The following is a 17,343-nucleotide window of genomic DNA, read 5'->3' as shown; positions in this document are numbered from 1 at the left end:
GAGGGGAGGCCGATTCCCGCCGCACTCAGCTCCGGCCGGACCGCTCCCAGCCGGCGACCGCGAGCGCCCGGTAGGTCGCGTACGCCGCGACCGGGTCCGCCTCGTACGACCACGGGACCGCCCCGATGTGCCCGTCGACCGCGCGCAGCTGCTCCATCGCCTCCCCGTACCGCTCCGTGCGGACCAGGAACCACGCCAGCAGATGGCGCACGTGCGGGAGCACGGGGTGATCGGCGGGCGCGTCCGCCACCGCGAACAGGGCGCCCTCGACCGCCTCGGAGACCACGGCACCGCGGAACGCCTCGCGGGAGAGCATGTCCGGCAGGTGGTCGTGGACGGCGAAGAGCGGGAGGGCCGGCAGCAGGCTGCCCGCAGGGGCCGACGCGGCGGCACGCCGGGCGAAGGTCTCGGCCTGCTCGCGCGAGCCGTGCCACTTCGCGCTCCAGTAGCGCAGGGCGGCCAGATGCGCCCCCATGTGATGTGGCGCGCGGCTGACGACCGTCTCCCAGAGGGACTGGAATTCCGCTTCGCTCGCGCCGAGCCCCCGCGCGACACCCAGCTGCACGATGTACGGCACGGGGTCGCCCGGAGCCAGCAGGGCGGCGTCCCCGCACACCGTGCGGGCCTCCTCCAGGATCATCCGGAAGTCCTGTGAGGACGGGTCGCGCATCGCCTGCTGGACGAGGAACTCCGCCTGCACCGCCGCGCCGCCCGCGTCCTTCGGCGCCACGACGCGCCAGTGCCGCAGCCAGATCCCGCCGGTGCCGGGCGTCTCGGCAAGCTCCTGGGCGGCGGCCCCCGCCAGGGTCTGCACGCGCTGCCAGCGCAGCTCGGGCTCGCTGGTGGCGTCCGTGCGGGCCAGCAGCTCCGCGGCGGGCTTCCAGTCCTGCGTGCGGCGCGCCTCCTCGACGGCCGCGAGCAGCTGCGGGTCGGGCCCCGGCAGCCGTACGTCCAGCTGCTCTGCGGGGACGAAGCCGTACGCCCCGGCGGGGTCGACGGCCGCCTCGTGCCCCTGGAGCACGTCCTGCCCGGCGCGCCTGCGGCGGAGCGCGGGGGCGACCAGGACGCCGCAGATCACGACGACGGCGAACAGGATGAACAGATACTCCATGGGCTTTCCTGACAGAACGGGGCAGAAACGGGAGAGGGGACGAGGGCGAGGACAGCGGCCCTATGAGTGACAACGCCGCAACCCCGCGGATCGTTCATCCTCCGGTTACAAATGACAGGAGTGTTCACGTGAACGGGGTACTACCCTCGGTGCAATGAGCGACCAGCACTCTTTTGAAACCCTCGCCATCCACGCAGGTCAGGAGGCGGATCCGCTGACCGGGGCCGTGGTCCCGCCCATCTACCAAGTCTCCACCTACAAGCAGGACGGCGTCGGCGGCCTGCGGAACGGCTACGAGTACAGCCGGAGCGCCAACCCCACGCGCACCGCGCTGGAGGAGAACCTGGCGGCGCTGGAGGGCGGCCGCCGCGGTCTCGCCTTCGCGTCGGGCCTGGCGGCCGAGGACTGCCTGCTGCGTACGCTGCTGTCGCCCGGTGACCACGTCGTCATCCCCGACGACGCCTACGGCGGTACGTTCCGTCTCTTCGCGAAGGTCGTCAGCCGCTGGGGCGTCGAGTGGTCGGTGGCCAACACCTCGGACCCGGCGGCGGTGCGGGCCGCGATCACGCCGCGCACGAAGGCCGTCTGGGTCGAGACGCCGTCCAACCCGCTGCTCGGCATCACCGACATCGCGGCCGTCGCGGGCGTCGCCCACGAGGCGGGCGCGAAGCTGGTCGTCGACAACACCTTCGCCAGCCCCTACCTCCAGCAGCCGCTGTCGCTGGGCGCCGATGTCGTCGTCCACTCCACCACGAAGTACATGGGCGGCCACTCCGACGTCGTCGGCGGCGCGCTCATCACGGCGGACACCGCGCTGGCCGACGAGCTGGCGTACCACCAGAACGCGATGGGTGCCGTCGCCGGCCCCTTCGACTCCTGGCTGACGCTGCGCGGCATCAAGACGCTCGCCGTCCGCATGGACCGGCACAGCGCCAACGCCGAGCGCGTGGCCGAGATGCTGGTGTCCCACCCGAAGGTGACCCAGGTCTTCTACCCGGGTCTGCCGGAGCACGCGCTGCACGAGGTCGCGGCCAAGCAGATGCGCGCCTTCGGCGGCATGGTGTCCTTCCGCGTCGCGGGCGGCGAGGCGGCCGCGGTCGAGGTCTGCAACCGCGCCCAGCTGTTCACCCTCGGTGAGTCCCTGGGCGGCGTGGAGTCGCTCATCGAGCACCCGGGCCGGATGACGCACGCGTCCACGGCCGGTTCCCCGCTGGAGGTCCCGGCCGACCTGGTGCGCCTGTCGGTCGGCATCGAGTCGGCGGACGACCTGCTGGCGGACCTGTCGCAGGCGCTCGGCTGACGGCGGGTTCCCGGCCGCGGTGGTGCCGTCCGCACCACCGCGGCCCGGCGGTGTCCTTCCGAAGGGCCGGAGAGCCTCGGAGGACGGCTACCAGCCGCTCAGCGGCGGCGCCACGTCCGCCGGCGGTGAGGCCCACGGCCGCGCCGTCGCCGCCCATACGCAGAAGGCCACCAGCGCTACCAGCAGCGCGCCCCATGCCACGGCCCGGAGCAACCGCCGTCTGCGCAGCAGGCGGCGGCCCCGCTCGGCCGCCCGCGGGGCGAGGTCCGGCGGGACCGCCGGATGCGGGCGTTCCAGCATCCGGCGTATCTCGTCCTCTTTACGGTCGTGCGGGCTCACGGCACACCCGAGGGCGTACGGCGGCTGCGCAGGACGGCCACCGCGCGCGTGCACAGCACGCGTACGCGCTCTGTCGGCAGGCCGAGGCAGGCCGCGACCTGTTCCTCGGCGACGCCTTCGTGGAGGCGCAGCACGAGCACCAGCCGCTCCCGCGGAGCGAGCCGTTCCAGGGTGCCGGGGGCGTGGCGGTAGCGCCGGGCGGAGCGCGCGAAGCGGACCGCGAGTTCCTGCCGGGCGTGCTCGTAGGGATCCTCGCCGCGCAGCCGGTCCCAGCAGGCGTAGGTGTCGGCCAGGGCGGCCGTCAGCAGCCGCTCGGCGGCCTCGTGCGGGCCCGTGCCGGGCAGGCCGGTGTCCCCGGTGAGCAGCACGGCGGTATGCAGCAGTCTGCCGCCCGCGCCCCCGACGAATGCCTCGAACTCCCGGGCGCGACGGCGTTCCCGGGCCGCCTGTCGCTCTCGCACCGCGCCTCCGCGCGCTCCCGTCCGTACGCACGAGGTCCGTGCGTATCGGGTCCGAGTGTCCCGGGTCCGTACGCATCAGCTCCGTACGCACCAGGAGAGAGCAGCCGGCGGCGTCCGGTCAAGAGGTCGTCAAGAGGTGGGTGCGACCGGCAGGAGCGCGTCGGAGAGCGCGGAGTTGAAGCGGGTGAGCAGGTTGCAGAAGGTGTTCCGCTCGTCCTCGGTCCAGCTCTGCGTGATGAGGGCCATCAGCTCGCGCCGCGAGGCGCGTACCTCGTCGAGGCGGGCCTTGCCGCGCGCGGAGAGCTGGAGGACGACGGCGCGGCCGTCCTCGGGGTGCGAGGTGCGCTTGACGAGGCCGGTGTCGACCAGCGGCGCCACCTGGCGGGTGACGGTCGAGGAGTCGATGCCCATGCCCGCGGCGAGCGCCTTGACGCCCATCGGGCCTTCCTGGTCGAGGCGGTTGAGCAGCAGATAGGCGGCGCGGTCCATGGAGTTGCGGACCTGGCCTACACCGCCGAGCCGGGTCTGTTCGGCGCGGCGGGCGAAGACGGCAACCTGGTGCTGGAGGACGTCGAGGACGCCTGGGACGAGGTCGGTCGTCATGTCCGAAGGGGTGGGCATGGCCTGGGGCTCACTTCGTGCGGCGGGCAGGGAATCGCTGAGGATTGGGGGACAGAGTACGCGGCCGGAAGGGCGCTCGTACGGGGCCTTGGCAAACCGCTCGGTATGCGGCGCTTGCGTGGTCCCGTACGCCTCGCCGTACGCCGTGCCGGTATGTCGCGCTGTATCCCTCCTGCGGCGGTCGTCACAGGTGCGAGCTGCGAGACTGGGCGGCATGGCTGCACGAGTTGGTGACGAGGACGGCCTCCGGGCGTCTCCCAAGTCCGACGTATCCGCCCTGCCGGGGGCGCTTCCGCCGATGTCCGGCACGTCCCTGCCCTCCGTCACGCTCGACGAGGTGCGCGACGCCCAGAAGATGCTCTCCGGGGTGGCCCGGACGACCGTGCTGGAGGGCAGTCGTTTCCTGTCCGGCCTGGTCGGGGCGCCGGTCCATCTGAAGTGCGAGAACCTCCAGCGGACCGGTTCCTTCAAGGTGCGCGGCGCGTACGCGCGCATCGCGGGGCTCTCCGAACAGGAGCGCGCGGCGGGCGTGGTGGCCGCCAGCGCGGGCAACCATGCGCAGGGCGTGGCCCTGGCCGCCGCGCTCCTGGGCGTGCGCTCCACGGTGTTCATGCCGGAGGGCGCGCCCCTGCCGAAGGTCGCCGCGACCCGGGAGTACGGCGCGGAGGTGCGTCTGTACGGGCAGATCGTCGACGAGACGATGCGGGCGGCGCAGGAATACGCGCGGGCGACCGGCGCGGTCTTCATCCACCCCTTCGACCACCCGGACGTCATCGCGGGCCAGGGCACGGTGGGCCTGGAGATCCTGGAGCAGTGCCCCGAGGTCCGCACGATCGTGGTGGGCATCGGCGGTGGCGGGCTGGCCGCGGGCATCGCGGTGGCGGTGAAGGCGCTGCGGCCCGACGTGCGGATCGTGGGCGTGCAGGCCGCGGGCGCGGCCGCCTACCCGCCCTCGCTGGCCGCGGGGCACCCGGTGTCGGTCGAGGCGCCGGTGACGATGGCGGACGGCATCAAGGTGGGCCGCCCCGGCGAGGTGCCGTTCCGGATCGTCGCGGAGCTGGTGGACGAGGTCCGTACGGTCTCCGAGGACGAGCTGTCCAGCGCGCTGCTGCTCTGCCTGGAGCGGGCGAAGCTGGTGGTGGAGCCGGCCGGGGCGAGCCCGGTGGCGGCGCTGCTCTCGGACCCCGGCTCGTTCGAGGGGCCCGTGGTCGCGGTGCTGTCCGGCGGCAATGTGGACCCGCTGCTGATGCAGCGCATCCTGCGGCACGGCATGGCGGCGGCGGGCCGCTATCTGTCCCTGCGACTGCGGCTGACGGACCGGCCAGGCGCGCTGGCCGCGCTCCTGGAGGTGCTCTCGGAGGTCGACGCCAACGTCCTCGACGTGAGCCACGTGCGGACCGATCCGCGGCTTGGGCTCACCGAGGCGGAAGTGGAGTTGCACCTGGAGACCAAGGGGCCGGAACACTGTTCCGAGGTCTCGGCGGCCTTGCGGGACGCGGGATATCTCGTCATGGACTGATCCGGTGAGGAGGTTCATTCACGGAGGAGGTTCATTCACGGGGCGGAATGACTACGGCGAACGTAAAATCGCGTAATACGTCATCCAAACGGGGAGAACCTCCATGCCAGGCGCTATTTTTGCCGAAGGCCTGGTCAAGACTTTCGGCGATGTCAGGGCTCTGGACGGCGTCGATCTCGACGTACCGGAAGGAACCGTTCTAGGACTGCTCGGCCCCAACGGCGCCGGCAAGACCACCGCCGTACGCGTGCTCACCACCCTCATCAAGCCCGACCGGGGAACGGCTGTGGTGGCGGGCATCGACGTACTGAAGAAACCCAACGAGGTCCGCCGCGCCATCGGTCTCTCCGGCCAATTCGCCGCCGTCGACGAATATCTGACGGGCCGTGAGAATTTGCGCATGGTGGGTCAGCTTTACCAGATGAGTTCCCGTGATGCGAAAGTGCGTGCAGGGGAATTGCTGGAGCGCTTCAATCTCGGTGATGCCGCGGACCGCATCGCCAAGACGTATTCCGGTGGCATGCGCCGCCGTCTCGACCTCGCCGCGGCCCTGGTGGTCAGCCCGCCCGTGATGTTCATGGACGAGCCGACCACCGGCCTCGACCCGCGCAACCGGCAGCAGCTGTGGGAGGTCATCCAGGAGCTCGTCGCCGGAGGCACGACCCTGCTGCTCACCACGCAGTATCTGGAGGAGGCCGACCACCTCGCGCACGACATCGCGGTGGTCGACCACGGCCGGGTCATCGCGCGCGGCACCTCCGACGAGCTCAAGGCCCGCACGGGCGGCGAGCGCGTCGAGGTCGTCGTGCACGCGCCCGAGCACATCACCGTCGCCGACGAAGTGCTGCGCGGCTTCGGCAAGGGCGACTCCAAGATCGAGGCACACACCCGCAAGGTCACCGCCCCGGTCTCCGGCGGCGCGAAACTGCTCGCCGAGGTCATCAGAGAGCTCGACGGGCGCGGCATCGAGATCGACGACATCGCGCTGCGCCGCCCGACCCTCGACGACGTCTTCATCTCGCTCACCGGGCACGCAGCCGTGTCCGACGAGGAGCAGGAAAGGAAGGAGGCGGCCTCGTGAGTACCCTCAGCGGCGCCGCTGCCAGGCCCGTGACGCCCGGGGCGCTCGGTGGCGTCGGCCAGTCCGTGCGCGACTCCCTGGTCGTCGCCAGGCGCAATCTGATCCGGATGGCGCGGATCCCGGAGGTGGTCATCTTCGGGCTGATCCAGCCGATCATGTTCGTGGTGCTGTTCAGCTACGTCTTCGGCGGCTCGATCGCCGTCGGCGGCAACACCGACCCGTCGGCCTACCGCCAGTTCCTCATGGCGGGCATCTTTGCCCAGACCGTGACATTCGCCACGGCGGGCGCGGGCGCGGGCATCGCCGACGACATGCACAAGGGCCTCATCGACCGCTTCCGCTCCCTGCCCATGGCCCGCGGGGCCGTGCTCACCGGCCGCACGCTCGCCGATCTGGTGCAGACCGCGCTGACGCTGGTGGTGCTGGCGGTCGTCGCGGTGATCGTGGGGTGGCGGACGCACGCGGGCATCCCCAAGGCGGTGGCGGGCTTCGCCCTGCTGCTCCTGCTCGGATACGCCTTCTCCTGGATCGGCGCCCTGATCGGGCTGTCCGTGCGCACCCCGGAGGCGGCCACCTCGGGCGGGCTGATCTGGCTCTTCCCGCTGACCTTCATCTCGAACGCGTTCGTGCCGTCCGACAACATGCCCACCGTGCTGCGCGACATCGCCGAGTGGAACCCCTTCAGCGCGACCGTGCAGGCGGCCAGGCGGCTCTTCGGCAATCTGCCGGACGGCTATCCGGTGCCGTCCGCGTGGCCGATGCAGCACCCGGTGTGGGCCTCGCTGATCTGGTCGGTGGTGATCATCGTGGTCTTCCGGACCCTGTCGGTGCGGAAGTACCGCTCGGCCACGGCCTGAGGCCCCGCTGTTCGAGGCCCCGAAGTTCGAGGCCCCGCCGAAGACGCGGCCTGTGAGCGGGGTGCGCGGCCCGCGGCATGCGAAGGGCCCCGGATCCTCGAGGATCCGGGGCCCTTCCGAGCGGGCTCAGCCCTGGTACGGCTTGGCGTCCAGGATGCGGACCTTGGCCTTGCGGCCGTTGGGCAGCTCGTACTCCGCGTCGGCGCCGATCTTCTTGCCGTTCACGCCGGTGCCCAGCGGGGACTGCGGGGAGTAGGTCTCGATGTCCGAGCTCGCGTACTCCCGGGAGGCCAGCAGGAAGTCCAGGGTGTCGTCCGGGTCGCCGTCGAAGGCGATGGTGACGACCATGCCGGGAGCGACCATGCCGTCCGCCGCCGGAGCCTCGCCGACCTTGGCGTTCTCCAGCAGCTGGGTGAGCTGGCGCACACGGAGCTCCTGCTTGCCCTGCTCCTCCTTGGCCGCGTGGTAACCGCCGTTCTCTCGCAGGTCACCCTCCTCGCGGGCCGCCGCGATCTTCATCGCGATCTCGGTGCGAGCGGGACCAGACAGGTACTCCAGCTCGGCCTTGAGCTGGTCGTACGCCTCCTGAGTCAGCCAGGTGACGTTGTCGCTGGTCTGGGTCACAGGTGCTCCTCGTCGGTACTGGGGAAAAACTTGGGGATACATCGGGGATACAAATGAACGCCCTACTCAGAAGGGTGCACCTTCAAAGGTGGGCGAAACCACGAGCCTAACAATTAGGTCCGGAAAGGGGGAAGAAGCTGCGGGGAGGAACCGCGCAAGAAACGCGTCAACGCAGGTCAAAGAGGGTCTCAGGGGCCGTGGCCGCCCTGGCGGCCACGCCGTGTCCCGGACCCGCGGCGTACGACGCCCCGCCCGGCGACGCGCCCGGCACCCCGCCCGGCACCGTGCCCGCGGCGGCCGGCCGCGGAGCTACTTGCTCGTGCAGCCCTCGAGCTCGGTGGCGGCCGCGTGCTGGGTGGTGCGCATCGTGACCCGCTCGGTGAAGTGCTCCTCGCCGCGGTCCAGCCGGACGTCCATCCGGCCGACCTCGGAGCCGTCGCTGCCCAGCGAACGCAGGGTGCACACGCCGACGTCGTTCTTGCCCTTGCGGACCTCGAGCACCGCCTGCACGGTGGTGTCCGACATGGGCTTGGAGCGGATCAGCTGCGCGCTGACATCCGTCTTGGTGACGTAATGCACACCGAACCAGATGAGCAGGCCGGCCAGCGCCGTACCCAGCACCGCACCGACGATCTTGAGCTGGCGGTCCGCACGCCGGTCGGCCGACCGGCCGTAACGGCCCTCGGGGAGTCCCTCGCGCGCCGCAGCCATGGTCTTCCTCCTGCCCGGGGACCGGCTCCGTCGTCCGGAATGAAACGTCTCCCTCTTCGGTCACTATAGGAGGCGCCCCGAAACACCGATAAGACGGGCCATGACCAGTGACTGAGGATCAAGCCTTGACTGAGCAGCTGCGACTGATGGCCGTGCACGCCCACCCCGACGACGAGTCGAGCAAGGGCGCGGCCACGATGGCCAAGTACGTGTCCGAGGGGGTGGACGTGCTGGTCGCGACCTGCACGGGTGGTGAGCGCGGCTCCATCCTCAACCCCAAGCTTCAGGGCGACCCCTATATCGAGGAGCACATCCACGAGGTCCGCGCCAAGGAGATGGACGAGGCGCGCGACATCCTCGGCGTGAAGCAGGAGTGGCTGGGCTTCGTGGACTCCGGGCTGCCCGAGGGCGACCCGCTGCCCCCGCTGCCCGAGGGCTGCTTCGCGCTCCAGGACGTCGACGAGGCGGCCGGCGCGCTGGTGAAGCTCATCCGTGAGTTCCGCCCACACGTGATCACCACGTACGACGAGAACGGCGGCTATCCGCACCCCGACCACATCATGACCCACAAGATCTCGATGGTGGCCTTTGAGGCGGCGGGTGACCCCGAGCGCTACCCCGAGGCCGGCGAGCCCTGGCAGCCGCTGAAGCTCTACTACAACCAGGGCTTCAACCGGCCGCGCACCCTCGCCCTCCACGAGGCGCTCCTGGCGCGGGGCTTGGAGTCCCCGTACGGCGAGTGGCTGGAGCGGTGGCACAAGATGGGCCGCGAGCGGACCCTGACCACCTATGTGCCCTGTGGTGACTTCTTCGAGATCCGCGACAAGGCGCTGATCGCGCACGCCACGCAGATCGACCCCGACGGCGGCTGGTTCCGGGTGCCGCTGGACCTCCAGCGGGAGGTCTGGCCCACCGAGGAATACGAGCTGGCGAAGTCTCTCGTCGGGACATCCCTCCCCGAGGACGACCTCTTCGCGGGCATCCGCAACAATTGACCCCATGATGAGCGCGACTGTCTCCCTCGCCGCCACCCACTTCGTGCCGCTCGCAGCCGATGACCTCGACAAGAACAAGGTCACCCCCGGCGTGCTCGGCTTCATCGTCTTCGCTCTCCTCGGCGCCGCCGTGTGGATGCTGATGAAGAGCATGAACAAGCACATGAAGAAGGTCGCCTTCGAGGAGATCCCGGAGGGCGCGGCCGCGATGGCCGCGGCCCCGGCATCCGCTTCGGCCCCGGCGGCCCGCGGTGGGGCCAAGGGTGGCGACAAGGGCGGCGACAAGGGCGGCGACGCCGCCGAGAGCTGACGGTCAGCTGTCACGGGACAGCACCGCCATGACCTCCCGGGCACGGCGGCCCGGCACCATGCCGAGCCGCCATGCCTGCCATCCCGCTTCCGGCTCGACACCGCGCTCCAGCAGCAGGGCGTACGCCTCCGCGCAGTCCTCCAGCGCGGGATCCGTCGCCCAGTCCGCGGACCGCAGCTCCCGCCGCAGAACCTCCAGCTCCTCCTGCGCCACCGCCGTGCCCACCACCGAGCCGCCGGGCGAGGCGAACGGCAGCAGCGTGCACCGCAGGAACCGGGCCCAGGCCGCGCCCCGCCGGTCGTCGTACCCCGAGAACAGCCGCTCCGCCTCCGCCACCAGCTCCAGCGCGGCCCCGGCGCGGCCGTTGCCCGCGTCGACGACGGCCAGCTCCACGCACGACCACGCCTCCCCGTGCGGCACGCCCAGCCGCTGGAAATCCGTCCGCGCCTCCTGGAACAGCTGCCGGGCGAAACCGCTGTTGCGCAGATTCCCCGTCTGGGTCGCCCGCTGGTCACGGGTCAACCGCGCCGCGTGGTGCCGGGCGCAGGCCAGGCCGTAGGCGTCCCTCATCCGGTTGAACATGGTGCGCGCCCGCTCCAGCGCGCGCAGGGCCGCCGCCCGGTCGCCGCTCTCCTCCAGCGACAGGCCCAGGTAATACAGCGACCAGGCCTCGCCGCGGGCGTCGTCGTTCTCCCGGTGCCGGGTCGCCGCGCGGTCCAGCTGCTCCACCGCCGGGCCCGGGTCACCGGCCACCAGCCGGGCCCGCGCCAGCTGGGTCAGCGCCCATGCCTCGCCGCGGCCGTCCTGCGTGCGGCAGTAGAGCTCCTGGGCCTCGCGGAAGTCGGCCTCGGCCCGCCCGACCTGGCCCATCCGCAGCCGCACCTGGCCCAGCTGGAAGTGCGCCCACGCCTGCCCGTGCAGGCTCTCGCTCTCCCGGTGCAGCTCCAGTGCCTCGGTCAGCAGCTCCAGTGCCGGCGCTATCCCGCCGCGGTCGCGCTCCACGGCGGCCAGCGCGTGCAGAGTCCACGCCCGGTCCCCGCTCAGCTCCCGCCCGCCCTGGAGGGCGAGCGCCTCCCGCAGCTTCTCCGTCGCCTCCCGCAGCTGGCCCTGGTGCTGGAGCGTGACGCCCAGATCGCGCAGGGCCCGCGCGGCGCCCGCCGGGTGCTGGGCGTCGAAATACAGATCCACGACGGACGAGAGCGTCGTACGCGAGGTGTCCAGCTCGCCCAGCTGCCGGGCCGCGATGCCCGTGCGCCACTGCACCGAGCGGACCAGCAGGCCACGGTCGGCCTCCTGGGTCAGCTCGCTCAGCTCACCCAGGCGGTAGAGGTCGCCGCGCAGCAGGCAGTAGTCGCACAGCGCGCCCAGCAGGTGCAGCACCGCCGCCTGGTCGACGCCCTCGGTGTGCCGCAGGGCTGCGGTGATGAAGCTCGATTCGTCGTCCAGCCAGCGCAGCGCCGCGTCCAGCGAGGTGAAGCCGTGCCCGCCGGCCGCGCCCTTGACGAAGATGTCGGCGCGCGTGGAGGTCTTGCCGTCGACCATCCGGATCACGGAGTCCGCCAGCTCCGCATAGCTGCGGATCAGCCGCTCCTGCGCCGCGCTCAGCTCGGCCGGGCCCTCCTCCTCGTGCAGCCGCGCGTGCGCGAAGGACCGCACCAGGTCGTGCATCCGATACCGGCCGGCGCGGACCTGCTCGATCAGCCCCGCGCGGGCCAGCGCCGCCAGCTCCCGCCCGGCCTCCCGCTCGTCCTGCGCGAGCAGCGCCGCTGCCGCGGCCGCGCCCAGTGACGCCCGGCCCGCCAGCGCCATCCGCCGCAGCAACTCCCGGGCGCTGTCGCTCTGGTCGATATAGCGCAGCCACAGCACGCGCTCCACCGGGTCGTCCTGCCCGGACGCCGCGAGCTCCGCGGCCAGCAGGTGCGGCGCGCGCCCGCCCAGGGCGGAACCCGCCACCCGCAGGGCCAGCGGCAGCCCACCGCACAGCTCACGCACCCGCGCCAGGGCCTTCTCGTCGTACGGAACGGCCTGCGGCTCCTCGGACGCCGCCCGCAGGAGCTCCTCCGCGCCCGCCCCGTCCAGCGGGCCGACCGGCAGCTCGTGCACCCACGCGTCCAGGCCGGGCGGCAGGGCCAGCGGGGCCCGCGCCGTGACCAGGATCAGGCTCTCGGACCGCTCGGGGATCAGGGTGCGGACCTGCTCCGCGTCGGAGGCGTCGTCCAGCACCACCGTCACCGGCAGTCCCGTCAGGTGCTGGTGATAGAGCTCCGAGAGCCGTTTGAGCTGCTGCTCGTGGGAGGACCGCTCGCGGAAGAGCAACTGGTCCCGCGGGGCGCCGAGCCGGTTGAGCAGGTGCAGCAGCGCGTCCCGGGTCGGCAGCGGCGGTTCCTCGGACTCGCCGCGCAGATCCACCACGCACGCACCGCGGAACTGATCGCGCAGATGGTGCGCGGCACGGACCGCGAGCGTGGAGCGCCCCGCGCCCGGCGGCCCGTGCAGGACCACCACCGTCGGCCTGGTCTCCGTGCTCGCCCGTGCCTGCTGCACCCACTGGGTGATCCGCGCGAGGTGCTCACGACGGCCCGCGAAAGGGCCCACCGCTTCCGGGATGTGGTCGAAGGAGTGCTCCAGCACGCTGCGCCGCCGGGCGGCCGCGCTGCGGTCCGCGCCGCGCAGCACCGGGCCCCGGCCCGTGCCGTCCGCGCCGGGCCGCCCCGTCGTCCGCCCGCCGCCGCCCGCACGCGTCGCCGCCGACAGCATCCGCTGCTGATCCAGGAACGGCCGCACCCCGCGCACCTCGACCGCCGTCAGCCACGCCAGCCTCAACTGCTGCGCCCCGCCGGGCTGCCCCCGCAGTCCGGCCCGCCGGTGCGCGGCCGGCCAGTGCCCGGCGGTCAGCTTGAGCACCGTGGTCGCCGAACCCGCCGCCGCCACCGTGACGCCCGCGCCCAGCGCCGTGCCCGACGACGTGCCGTAGCCGAGGTCGGCGACGGCCGCCGCGACCGCGGTCACCGCGGTGACCAGCGCCGGGGTGGCCAGCGCCGAACGGGTGAGACCGGCCGTCAGCGGCCGCCGGGCCGCGGCCTCCTCGTCGAGCGCGCGCACATACGCCTCGTACTCCTCGGTGGCCCTGGCCGCTATCGCGTCGAGCTCCGCCTTCGCGCGGCGCAGCAGGGCCGCACCATCGGCGGCCCCACCCGAATGGCGGACCTCCTCCTCCACCATCCGCCCCAGCAGGCCCTCGACTTCCGTACGGTGACTGTCCTTCAGAACGGCCCGCACTCCCGCCATGGTTTCCCCCTCCACCAGCGATCGCTCTGTGCTCAAGCGCTCCGTGTCCCAAGTCTTCCGTCTCGGCGAGATTTCCGGCAGCCCTGTGGATAACTCATCATCGGGTCCACTTGGGGAAGGATGGGGGACATGCCGAACCGCCTGGCGCATGAGACGTCCCCCTACCTCCTCCAGCACGCCGAGAACCCGGTCGACTGGTGGCCGTGGTCGCCCGAGGCATTCGAGGAGGCGCGGCGCCGCGATGTGCCCGTGCTGCTGAGCGTCGGGTATTCGAGTTGTCACTGGTGTCATGTGATGGCTCATGAGTCCTTCGAGGACACGGAGACCGCCCGTTTCCTCAACGAGCACTTCGTCTCCGTGAAGGTGGACCGCGAGGAGCGGCCCGACATCGACGCCGTGTACATGGAGGCCGTCCAGGCCGCCACCGGCCACGGCGGCTGGCCCATGACCGTCTTCCTCACCCCCGAGGCCGAGCCCTTCTACTTCGGCACCTACTTCCCGCCCGCGCCCCGGCACGGCTCCGCGTCGTTCCCCCAGGTCCTGGAGGGCGTACGGGCCGCGTGGGCGGACCGCCGCGCGGAGGTCGGGCAGGTCGCGGGCCGGATCGTCCGTGACCTGTCCGAACGCACCCTCACCCTCGGCATGGCCGAGGGGAAGGACGGCGCGCACCCGCCCGCCGCCGAGGACCTCCACCAGGCGCTGATGGGCCTGACCAGGGAATTCGACGCCGTGCGCGGCGGGTTCGGCGGCGCGCCGAAGTTCCCGCCGTCCATGACCCTGGAATTCCTGCTGCGCCACCACGCCCGCACGGGCTCCGAGGCCGCCCTCCAGATGGTGCAGGCCACCTGCGAGGCGATGGCGCGCGGCGGGATCTACGACCAGCTCGGCGGCGGCTTCGCGCGGTACGCGGTGGACGCCACCTGGACGGTGCCGCACTTCGAGAAGATGCTCTACGACAACGCCCTGCTGTGCCGCGTCTACGCGCACCTGTGGCGGGCGACGGGATCGGACCTCGCGCGGCGCGTGGCCCTGGAGACCGCCGACTTCCTCGTCCGTGAAATGCGCACCGACCAGGGCGGTTTCGCGTCCGCGCTGGACGCGGACAGCGCGGTGGCCGACGGTTCCGGCGCACACGCGGAAGGGGCGTTCTACGTCTGGACCCCCGCGCGGCTGCGGGAGGTCCTGGGCGAGGAGGACGCGCTGCTCGCGGCCGCCCACTTCGGTGTCACCGAGGAGGGCACCTTCGAGGAGGGCGCCTCCGTCCTGCAACTGCCCGACCGCGAGCAGCTCTTCGACGCCGGGAAGCTCGCGTCGGTGCGGGCCAGGCTGCTGGCGGCGCGCGAGCAGCGGCCCCGGCCCGGCCGTGACGACAAGGTCGTGGCCGCGTGGAACGGCCTGGCCATCGCCGCGCTCGCCGAGACCGGCGCGTATTTCGACCGCCCGGATCTCGTCCAGGCCGCGACGGACGCCGCCGACCTGCTCGTGCGCACCCACATGGACTGGCACGCGCGGCTGTTCCGCACCTCCCTGGACGGGACGGCGGGCACCCACGCGGGTGTCCTGGAGGACTACGCGGATGTCGCCGAGGGCTTCCTGGCGCTCAGCGCGGTCACCGGCGAGGGCGTCTGGGTCGACTTCGCGGGGCTGCTGCTGGACACCGTGCTGATCCACTTCACCGGTGCGGACGGCAGTCTCTTCGACACCGCCGACGACGCCGAGACGCTCATCCGCCGCCCGCAGGACCCCACCGACACCGCCACCCCCTCCGGCTGGACCGCCGCCTGCGGCGCGCTGCTGACCTACGCCGCGTACACCGGCAGCGGCGCGCACCGGGAGGCGGCGGAGCGCGCGCTCGGTGTCGTACGGGCGCTGGGGCCGCGTGCGCCGCGCTTCATCAGCTGGGGGCTGGCGGTCGCAGAGGCGCTGCTCGACGGGCCGCGGGAGGTCGCGGTCGTCGGCCCGGAGGACCATCCGGCCACCCGTGAACTGCACCGTACGGCCCTGCTGTCCACCGCGCCGGGGCTGGCCGTGGCGGTCGGCGCCCCGCCCGCGGACGGTGACGCGGCGGGCGCCGAGGTGCCGTTGCTGGCGCACCGGACGCTGCTCGACGGCCGCCCGGCCGCCTATGTGTGCCGTGCCTTCACCTGTGAGGCGCCGACGAGCGATCCGGAGGTGCTGGGGGAGCGTCTGGCGGGGGAGGCGTGAGGGCCGTCAGAGGGTGAGGCCGCGGTCCAGGACGTCCAGGGTGCGGGTGATGAGCGTGATGAGGTCTTCCCGCTGGTCCTGTTCGACCCAGTACATGAGGGCCTCGTGCATCGCTCCGAGGATCGCGCTGGTGACGACCCGCAGCTCCATGTCGTCCGCGTCGCGCCCGGAGCGTTCGGCGAGGACGGAGCACAGCATCCGGGCCGTCCGGCCCATGCCCTCGGCCTGCCGGCCGCGCAGGGAGGGCACTTCGCGCACGAGCCTGGTGCGCTGCCTGAGCTCGGCGATGTCGTTGTCCATGATGTGGCGCATGGCCTCCAGGACGCCTTGCCGGATGGCCTCGACCGGGGGCTCCTCGGCGGGCCGGGCCCGGATGGCGGCCTCCATCACCGGGTCGTACTCGTCCGAGAGGACGATGTCCTCCTTGGTGGGGAAGTAGCGGAAGACGGTGCTGGGGGAGACGTCCGCGGCCTCGGCGATCCGGTCGATCGGGGTCGCGTCGTACCCCTGCCGCTCGAAGAGCAGGTAGGCGGCGCGGCGGATCGCCTGACGGGTCTGGATCTTCTTCCGCTCACGCAGCCCGAGCCGGGGCTCGGACGGCACGGCGGACGAGGTGTTCGCGGGGGCCATGCCTGCATTCTCGGGCATCGGCATTCCCGGGGACCACAGCGTGGGCGCGGGCGGCGGACCGGCCGGGGCGGGCGGGAAAGGAGTGGCTGTCCATCGCTGTGGATCTTTGATGCCACGTTGATTGTCAGTGGGGTATGTGACGCTGGGTGCTGGGCAGGGGTGGAATCAGTGAGGAAGTGAAGGGGGTGGCGGCCGTGCTGGCCGTGATGAAGCTGCTCGCCGTGCTGACGGGAGCGCTGTGCGTCGGGGGCTATGTGATCGTCGGCGAGCTCGCCGTGCTGCTGGTGGTGCTGGCCGGCGTCGGTGGCCTGACATGGCGAGTGGCCGTGGCATCGAGGCCACGGCCACTGGGTGCGGCGGGTGCGGTGCGCGCCGCGCGCCCCGCCCGGGGACGCTCAGGCGTGCGAATAGGCGACGAGCGAGATGCCCACGTAGTGGACGACGAAGGCCGCCAGCGTCAGTGAATGGAAGACCTCGTGGAAGCCGAACCAGCGCGGCGACGGATTGGGGCGCTTGATCCCGTAGATCACGCCGCCCGCACTGTAGAGGAGGCCGCCGACGATCACGCAGATGAGCACCGCGATGCCGCCCGTGCGCAGGAAGTCGGGGAGGAAGAAGACGGCGGCCCAGCCCATGGCGATGTAACAGGGGGTGTAGAGCCAGCGCGGCGCGCCGACCCAGAAGACGCGGAAGGCGATGCCCGCGGCCGCCGCCGCCCACACCGCCCACAGCAGCACCTGCCCCCGGCCGCCGGGGACGAGCAGCATGGTCAGCGGGGTGTAGGTGCCCGCGATGATCAGGAAGATGTTGGCGTGGTCGAGGCGGCGGAGCACGGCGTTGGCGCGTGGGCTCCAGTTCCCGCGGTGGTAGAGCGCGCTGATGCCGAAGAGCAGGCATGCGGAGAGCACGTAGACCGCGCAGGCGATCCGGCCGCGGGTGCTGTCGGCGAGCGCGGTCAGGAAGACGCCGGAGATCAGCACGGCGGGGAACATCCCGGCGTGCAGCCAGCCGCGCAGCCGCGGCTTGACGGGGGCGGCGGAGGAGTCGGGCGTGCCGTCGGCGGACGCCGCGACGGCCGTCGCGGCCGCTGTCGGCCCGTCGGAAGCGGAGGGTGCGGCAGGGGGTGCGGCGGCCGCTGCGCCGGCGGAGGCGGGGCGCGCGGGAGGCGCTGCGTCGGGCGCGGAAGTCATGGCCGCCATGCTACCTACGCAACCGTAAGTTACGGATCAGTATCACGTGGCGATGGTCACGGGGGTGCCCCCTGGACAGAACGGAATCCGAGTCGGATGAT

17 protein-coding genes are annotated in these 17,343 nt (G+C 72.2%); 8 read left to right on the top strand and 9 right to left on the bottom strand.

The window, feature by feature from the left end:
• Positions 1-25: 25 nt before the first annotated feature.
• On the bottom strand, positions 26-1,111 hold the full coding sequence (locus ACFY1P_RS03425) for a hypothetical protein (protein ID WP_361523017.1): 1,086 nt from the start codon (positions 1,109-1,111) through the stop codon (positions 26-28).
• A 154-nt stretch (positions 1,112-1,265) separates the two neighbouring features.
• Between ACFY1P_RS03425 and ACFY1P_RS03420 the strand changes: the two genes are divergently transcribed.
• Positions 1,266-2,411 carry a cystathionine gamma-synthase gene (locus ACFY1P_RS03420; protein WP_390749526.1) on the top strand — a complete coding sequence of 382 codons (1,146 nt, stop codon included), beginning with the start codon at positions 1,266-1,268 and terminating at the stop codon, positions 2,409-2,411.
• An 87-nt stretch (positions 2,412-2,498) separates the two neighbouring features.
• On the opposite strand, the gene ACFY1P_RS03415 is transcribed toward ACFY1P_RS03420, so the two are convergent.
• From ACFY1P_RS03415 to ACFY1P_RS03405, 3 genes are all read right to left on the bottom strand, one after another.
• Positions 2,499-2,750 (bottom strand): hypothetical protein, encoded by a 252-nt coding sequence (locus tag ACFY1P_RS03415; RefSeq protein ID WP_390749525.1) that lies wholly within the window; start codon positions 2,748-2,750, stop codon positions 2,499-2,501.
• Positions 2,747-3,211: a sigma factor-like helix-turn-helix DNA-binding protein gene (locus tag ACFY1P_RS03410; protein ID WP_390749524.1), complete on the bottom strand. Its 465-nt coding sequence runs from the start codon at positions 3,209-3,211 to the stop codon at positions 2,747-2,749. Before ACFY1P_RS03410 ends, ACFY1P_RS03415 begins: the two co-directional genes overlap by 4 nt.
• Before the next feature lie 129 nt (positions 3,212-3,340).
• Positions 3,341-3,832 (bottom strand): MarR family transcriptional regulator, encoded by a 492-nt coding sequence (locus ACFY1P_RS03405; RefSeq protein WP_361523027.1) that lies wholly within the window; start codon positions 3,830-3,832, stop codon positions 3,341-3,343.
• Positions 3,833-4,130: 298 nt separating this feature from the next.
• On the opposite strand from ACFY1P_RS03405, the gene ilvA reads away from it, so the two are divergent.
• From ilvA to ACFY1P_RS03390, 3 genes are all read left to right on the top strand, one after another.
• Positions 4,131-5,351, top strand: a complete 1,221-nt coding sequence (ilvA, locus tag ACFY1P_RS03400; RefSeq protein ID WP_361523113.1) for a threonine ammonia-lyase — start codon at positions 4,131-4,133, stop codon at positions 5,349-5,351.
• Between the two features lie 103 nt (positions 5,352-5,454).
• The gene (locus ACFY1P_RS03395) at positions 5,455-6,432 is read left to right on the top strand and encodes an ATP-binding cassette domain-containing protein (protein WP_390749523.1); all 978 of its coding nucleotides are present in this window, start codon (positions 5,455-5,457) and stop codon (positions 6,430-6,432) included.
• Positions 6,429-7,289: an ABC transporter permease gene (locus ACFY1P_RS03390; protein ID WP_361523034.1), complete on the top strand. Its 861-nt coding sequence runs from the start codon at positions 6,429-6,431 to the stop codon at positions 7,287-7,289. Before ACFY1P_RS03395 ends, ACFY1P_RS03390 begins: the two co-directional genes overlap by 4 nt.
• Before the next feature lie 126 nt (positions 7,290-7,415).
• Here the strand turns inward: ACFY1P_RS03390 and greA are convergent, their stop codons facing one another.
• Complete coding sequence (gene greA / locus ACFY1P_RS03385) at positions 7,416-7,913, bottom strand: transcription elongation factor GreA (protein WP_116213613.1); 498 nt, start codon at positions 7,911-7,913, stop codon at positions 7,416-7,418.
• A 309-nt stretch (positions 7,914-8,222) separates the two neighbouring features.
• Positions 8,223-8,624, bottom strand: a complete 402-nt coding sequence (locus tag ACFY1P_RS03380) for a DUF4307 domain-containing protein (protein WP_390749522.1) — start codon at positions 8,622-8,624, stop codon at positions 8,223-8,225.
• Positions 8,625-8,749: 125 nt separating this feature from the next.
• Between ACFY1P_RS03380 and mca the strand changes: the two genes are divergently transcribed.
• The gene (mca, locus tag ACFY1P_RS03375; RefSeq protein ID WP_361523039.1) at positions 8,750-9,619 is read left to right on the top strand and encodes a mycothiol conjugate amidase Mca; all 870 of its coding nucleotides are present in this window, start codon (positions 8,750-8,752) and stop codon (positions 9,617-9,619) included.
• Between the two features lie 4 nt (positions 9,620-9,623).
• Entirely contained in the window at positions 9,624-9,929 is a 306-nt protein-coding gene (locus tag ACFY1P_RS03370; protein ID WP_390749521.1) for a hypothetical protein, read from the top strand.
• Between the two features lie 3 nt (positions 9,930-9,932).
• Here ACFY1P_RS03370 and ACFY1P_RS03365 read toward each other — a convergent pair whose 3' ends face one another.
• Positions 9,933-13,217 (bottom strand): tetratricopeptide repeat protein, encoded by a 3,285-nt coding sequence (locus tag ACFY1P_RS03365; protein WP_390749548.1) that lies wholly within the window; start codon positions 13,215-13,217, stop codon positions 9,933-9,935.
• A 129-nt stretch (positions 13,218-13,346) separates the two neighbouring features.
• Here ACFY1P_RS03365 and ACFY1P_RS03360 point away from each other — a divergent pair, with 129 nt between their 5' ends.
• A complete protein-coding gene (locus ACFY1P_RS03360) occupies positions 13,347-15,422 on the top strand; it encodes a thioredoxin domain-containing protein (protein WP_361523042.1) in 2,076 nt (691 codons plus the stop codon).
• A 6-nt stretch (positions 15,423-15,428) separates the two neighbouring features.
• Here the strand turns inward: ACFY1P_RS03360 and ACFY1P_RS03355 are convergent, their stop codons facing one another.
• A complete protein-coding gene (locus ACFY1P_RS03355) occupies positions 15,429-16,070 on the bottom strand; it encodes a TetR family transcriptional regulator (protein ID WP_361523045.1) in 642 nt (213 codons plus the stop codon).
• 167 nt (positions 16,071-16,237) lie between these two features.
• On the opposite strand from ACFY1P_RS03355, the gene ACFY1P_RS03350 reads away from it, so the two are divergent.
• Positions 16,238-16,516: a hypothetical protein gene (locus ACFY1P_RS03350; RefSeq protein WP_361523048.1), complete on the top strand. Its 279-nt coding sequence runs from the start codon at positions 16,238-16,240 to the stop codon at positions 16,514-16,516.
• Here the strand turns inward: ACFY1P_RS03350 and ACFY1P_RS03345 are convergent.
• The gene (locus ACFY1P_RS03345) at positions 16,448-17,242 is read right to left on the bottom strand and encodes a hemolysin III family protein (RefSeq protein ID WP_361523051.1); all 795 of its coding nucleotides are present in this window, start codon (positions 17,240-17,242) and stop codon (positions 16,448-16,450) included. The genes ACFY1P_RS03350 and ACFY1P_RS03345 overlap by 69 nt on opposite strands.
• Between the last annotated feature and the right edge of the window lie 101 nt (positions 17,243-17,343).

The organism is Streptomyces sp. NPDC001407, from assembly GCF_042895325.1.
GTDB lineage: Bacteria > Actinomycetota > Actinomycetes > Streptomycetales > Streptomycetaceae > Streptomyces.
This window is presented reverse-complemented; position numbering and strand designations above follow the sequence as displayed.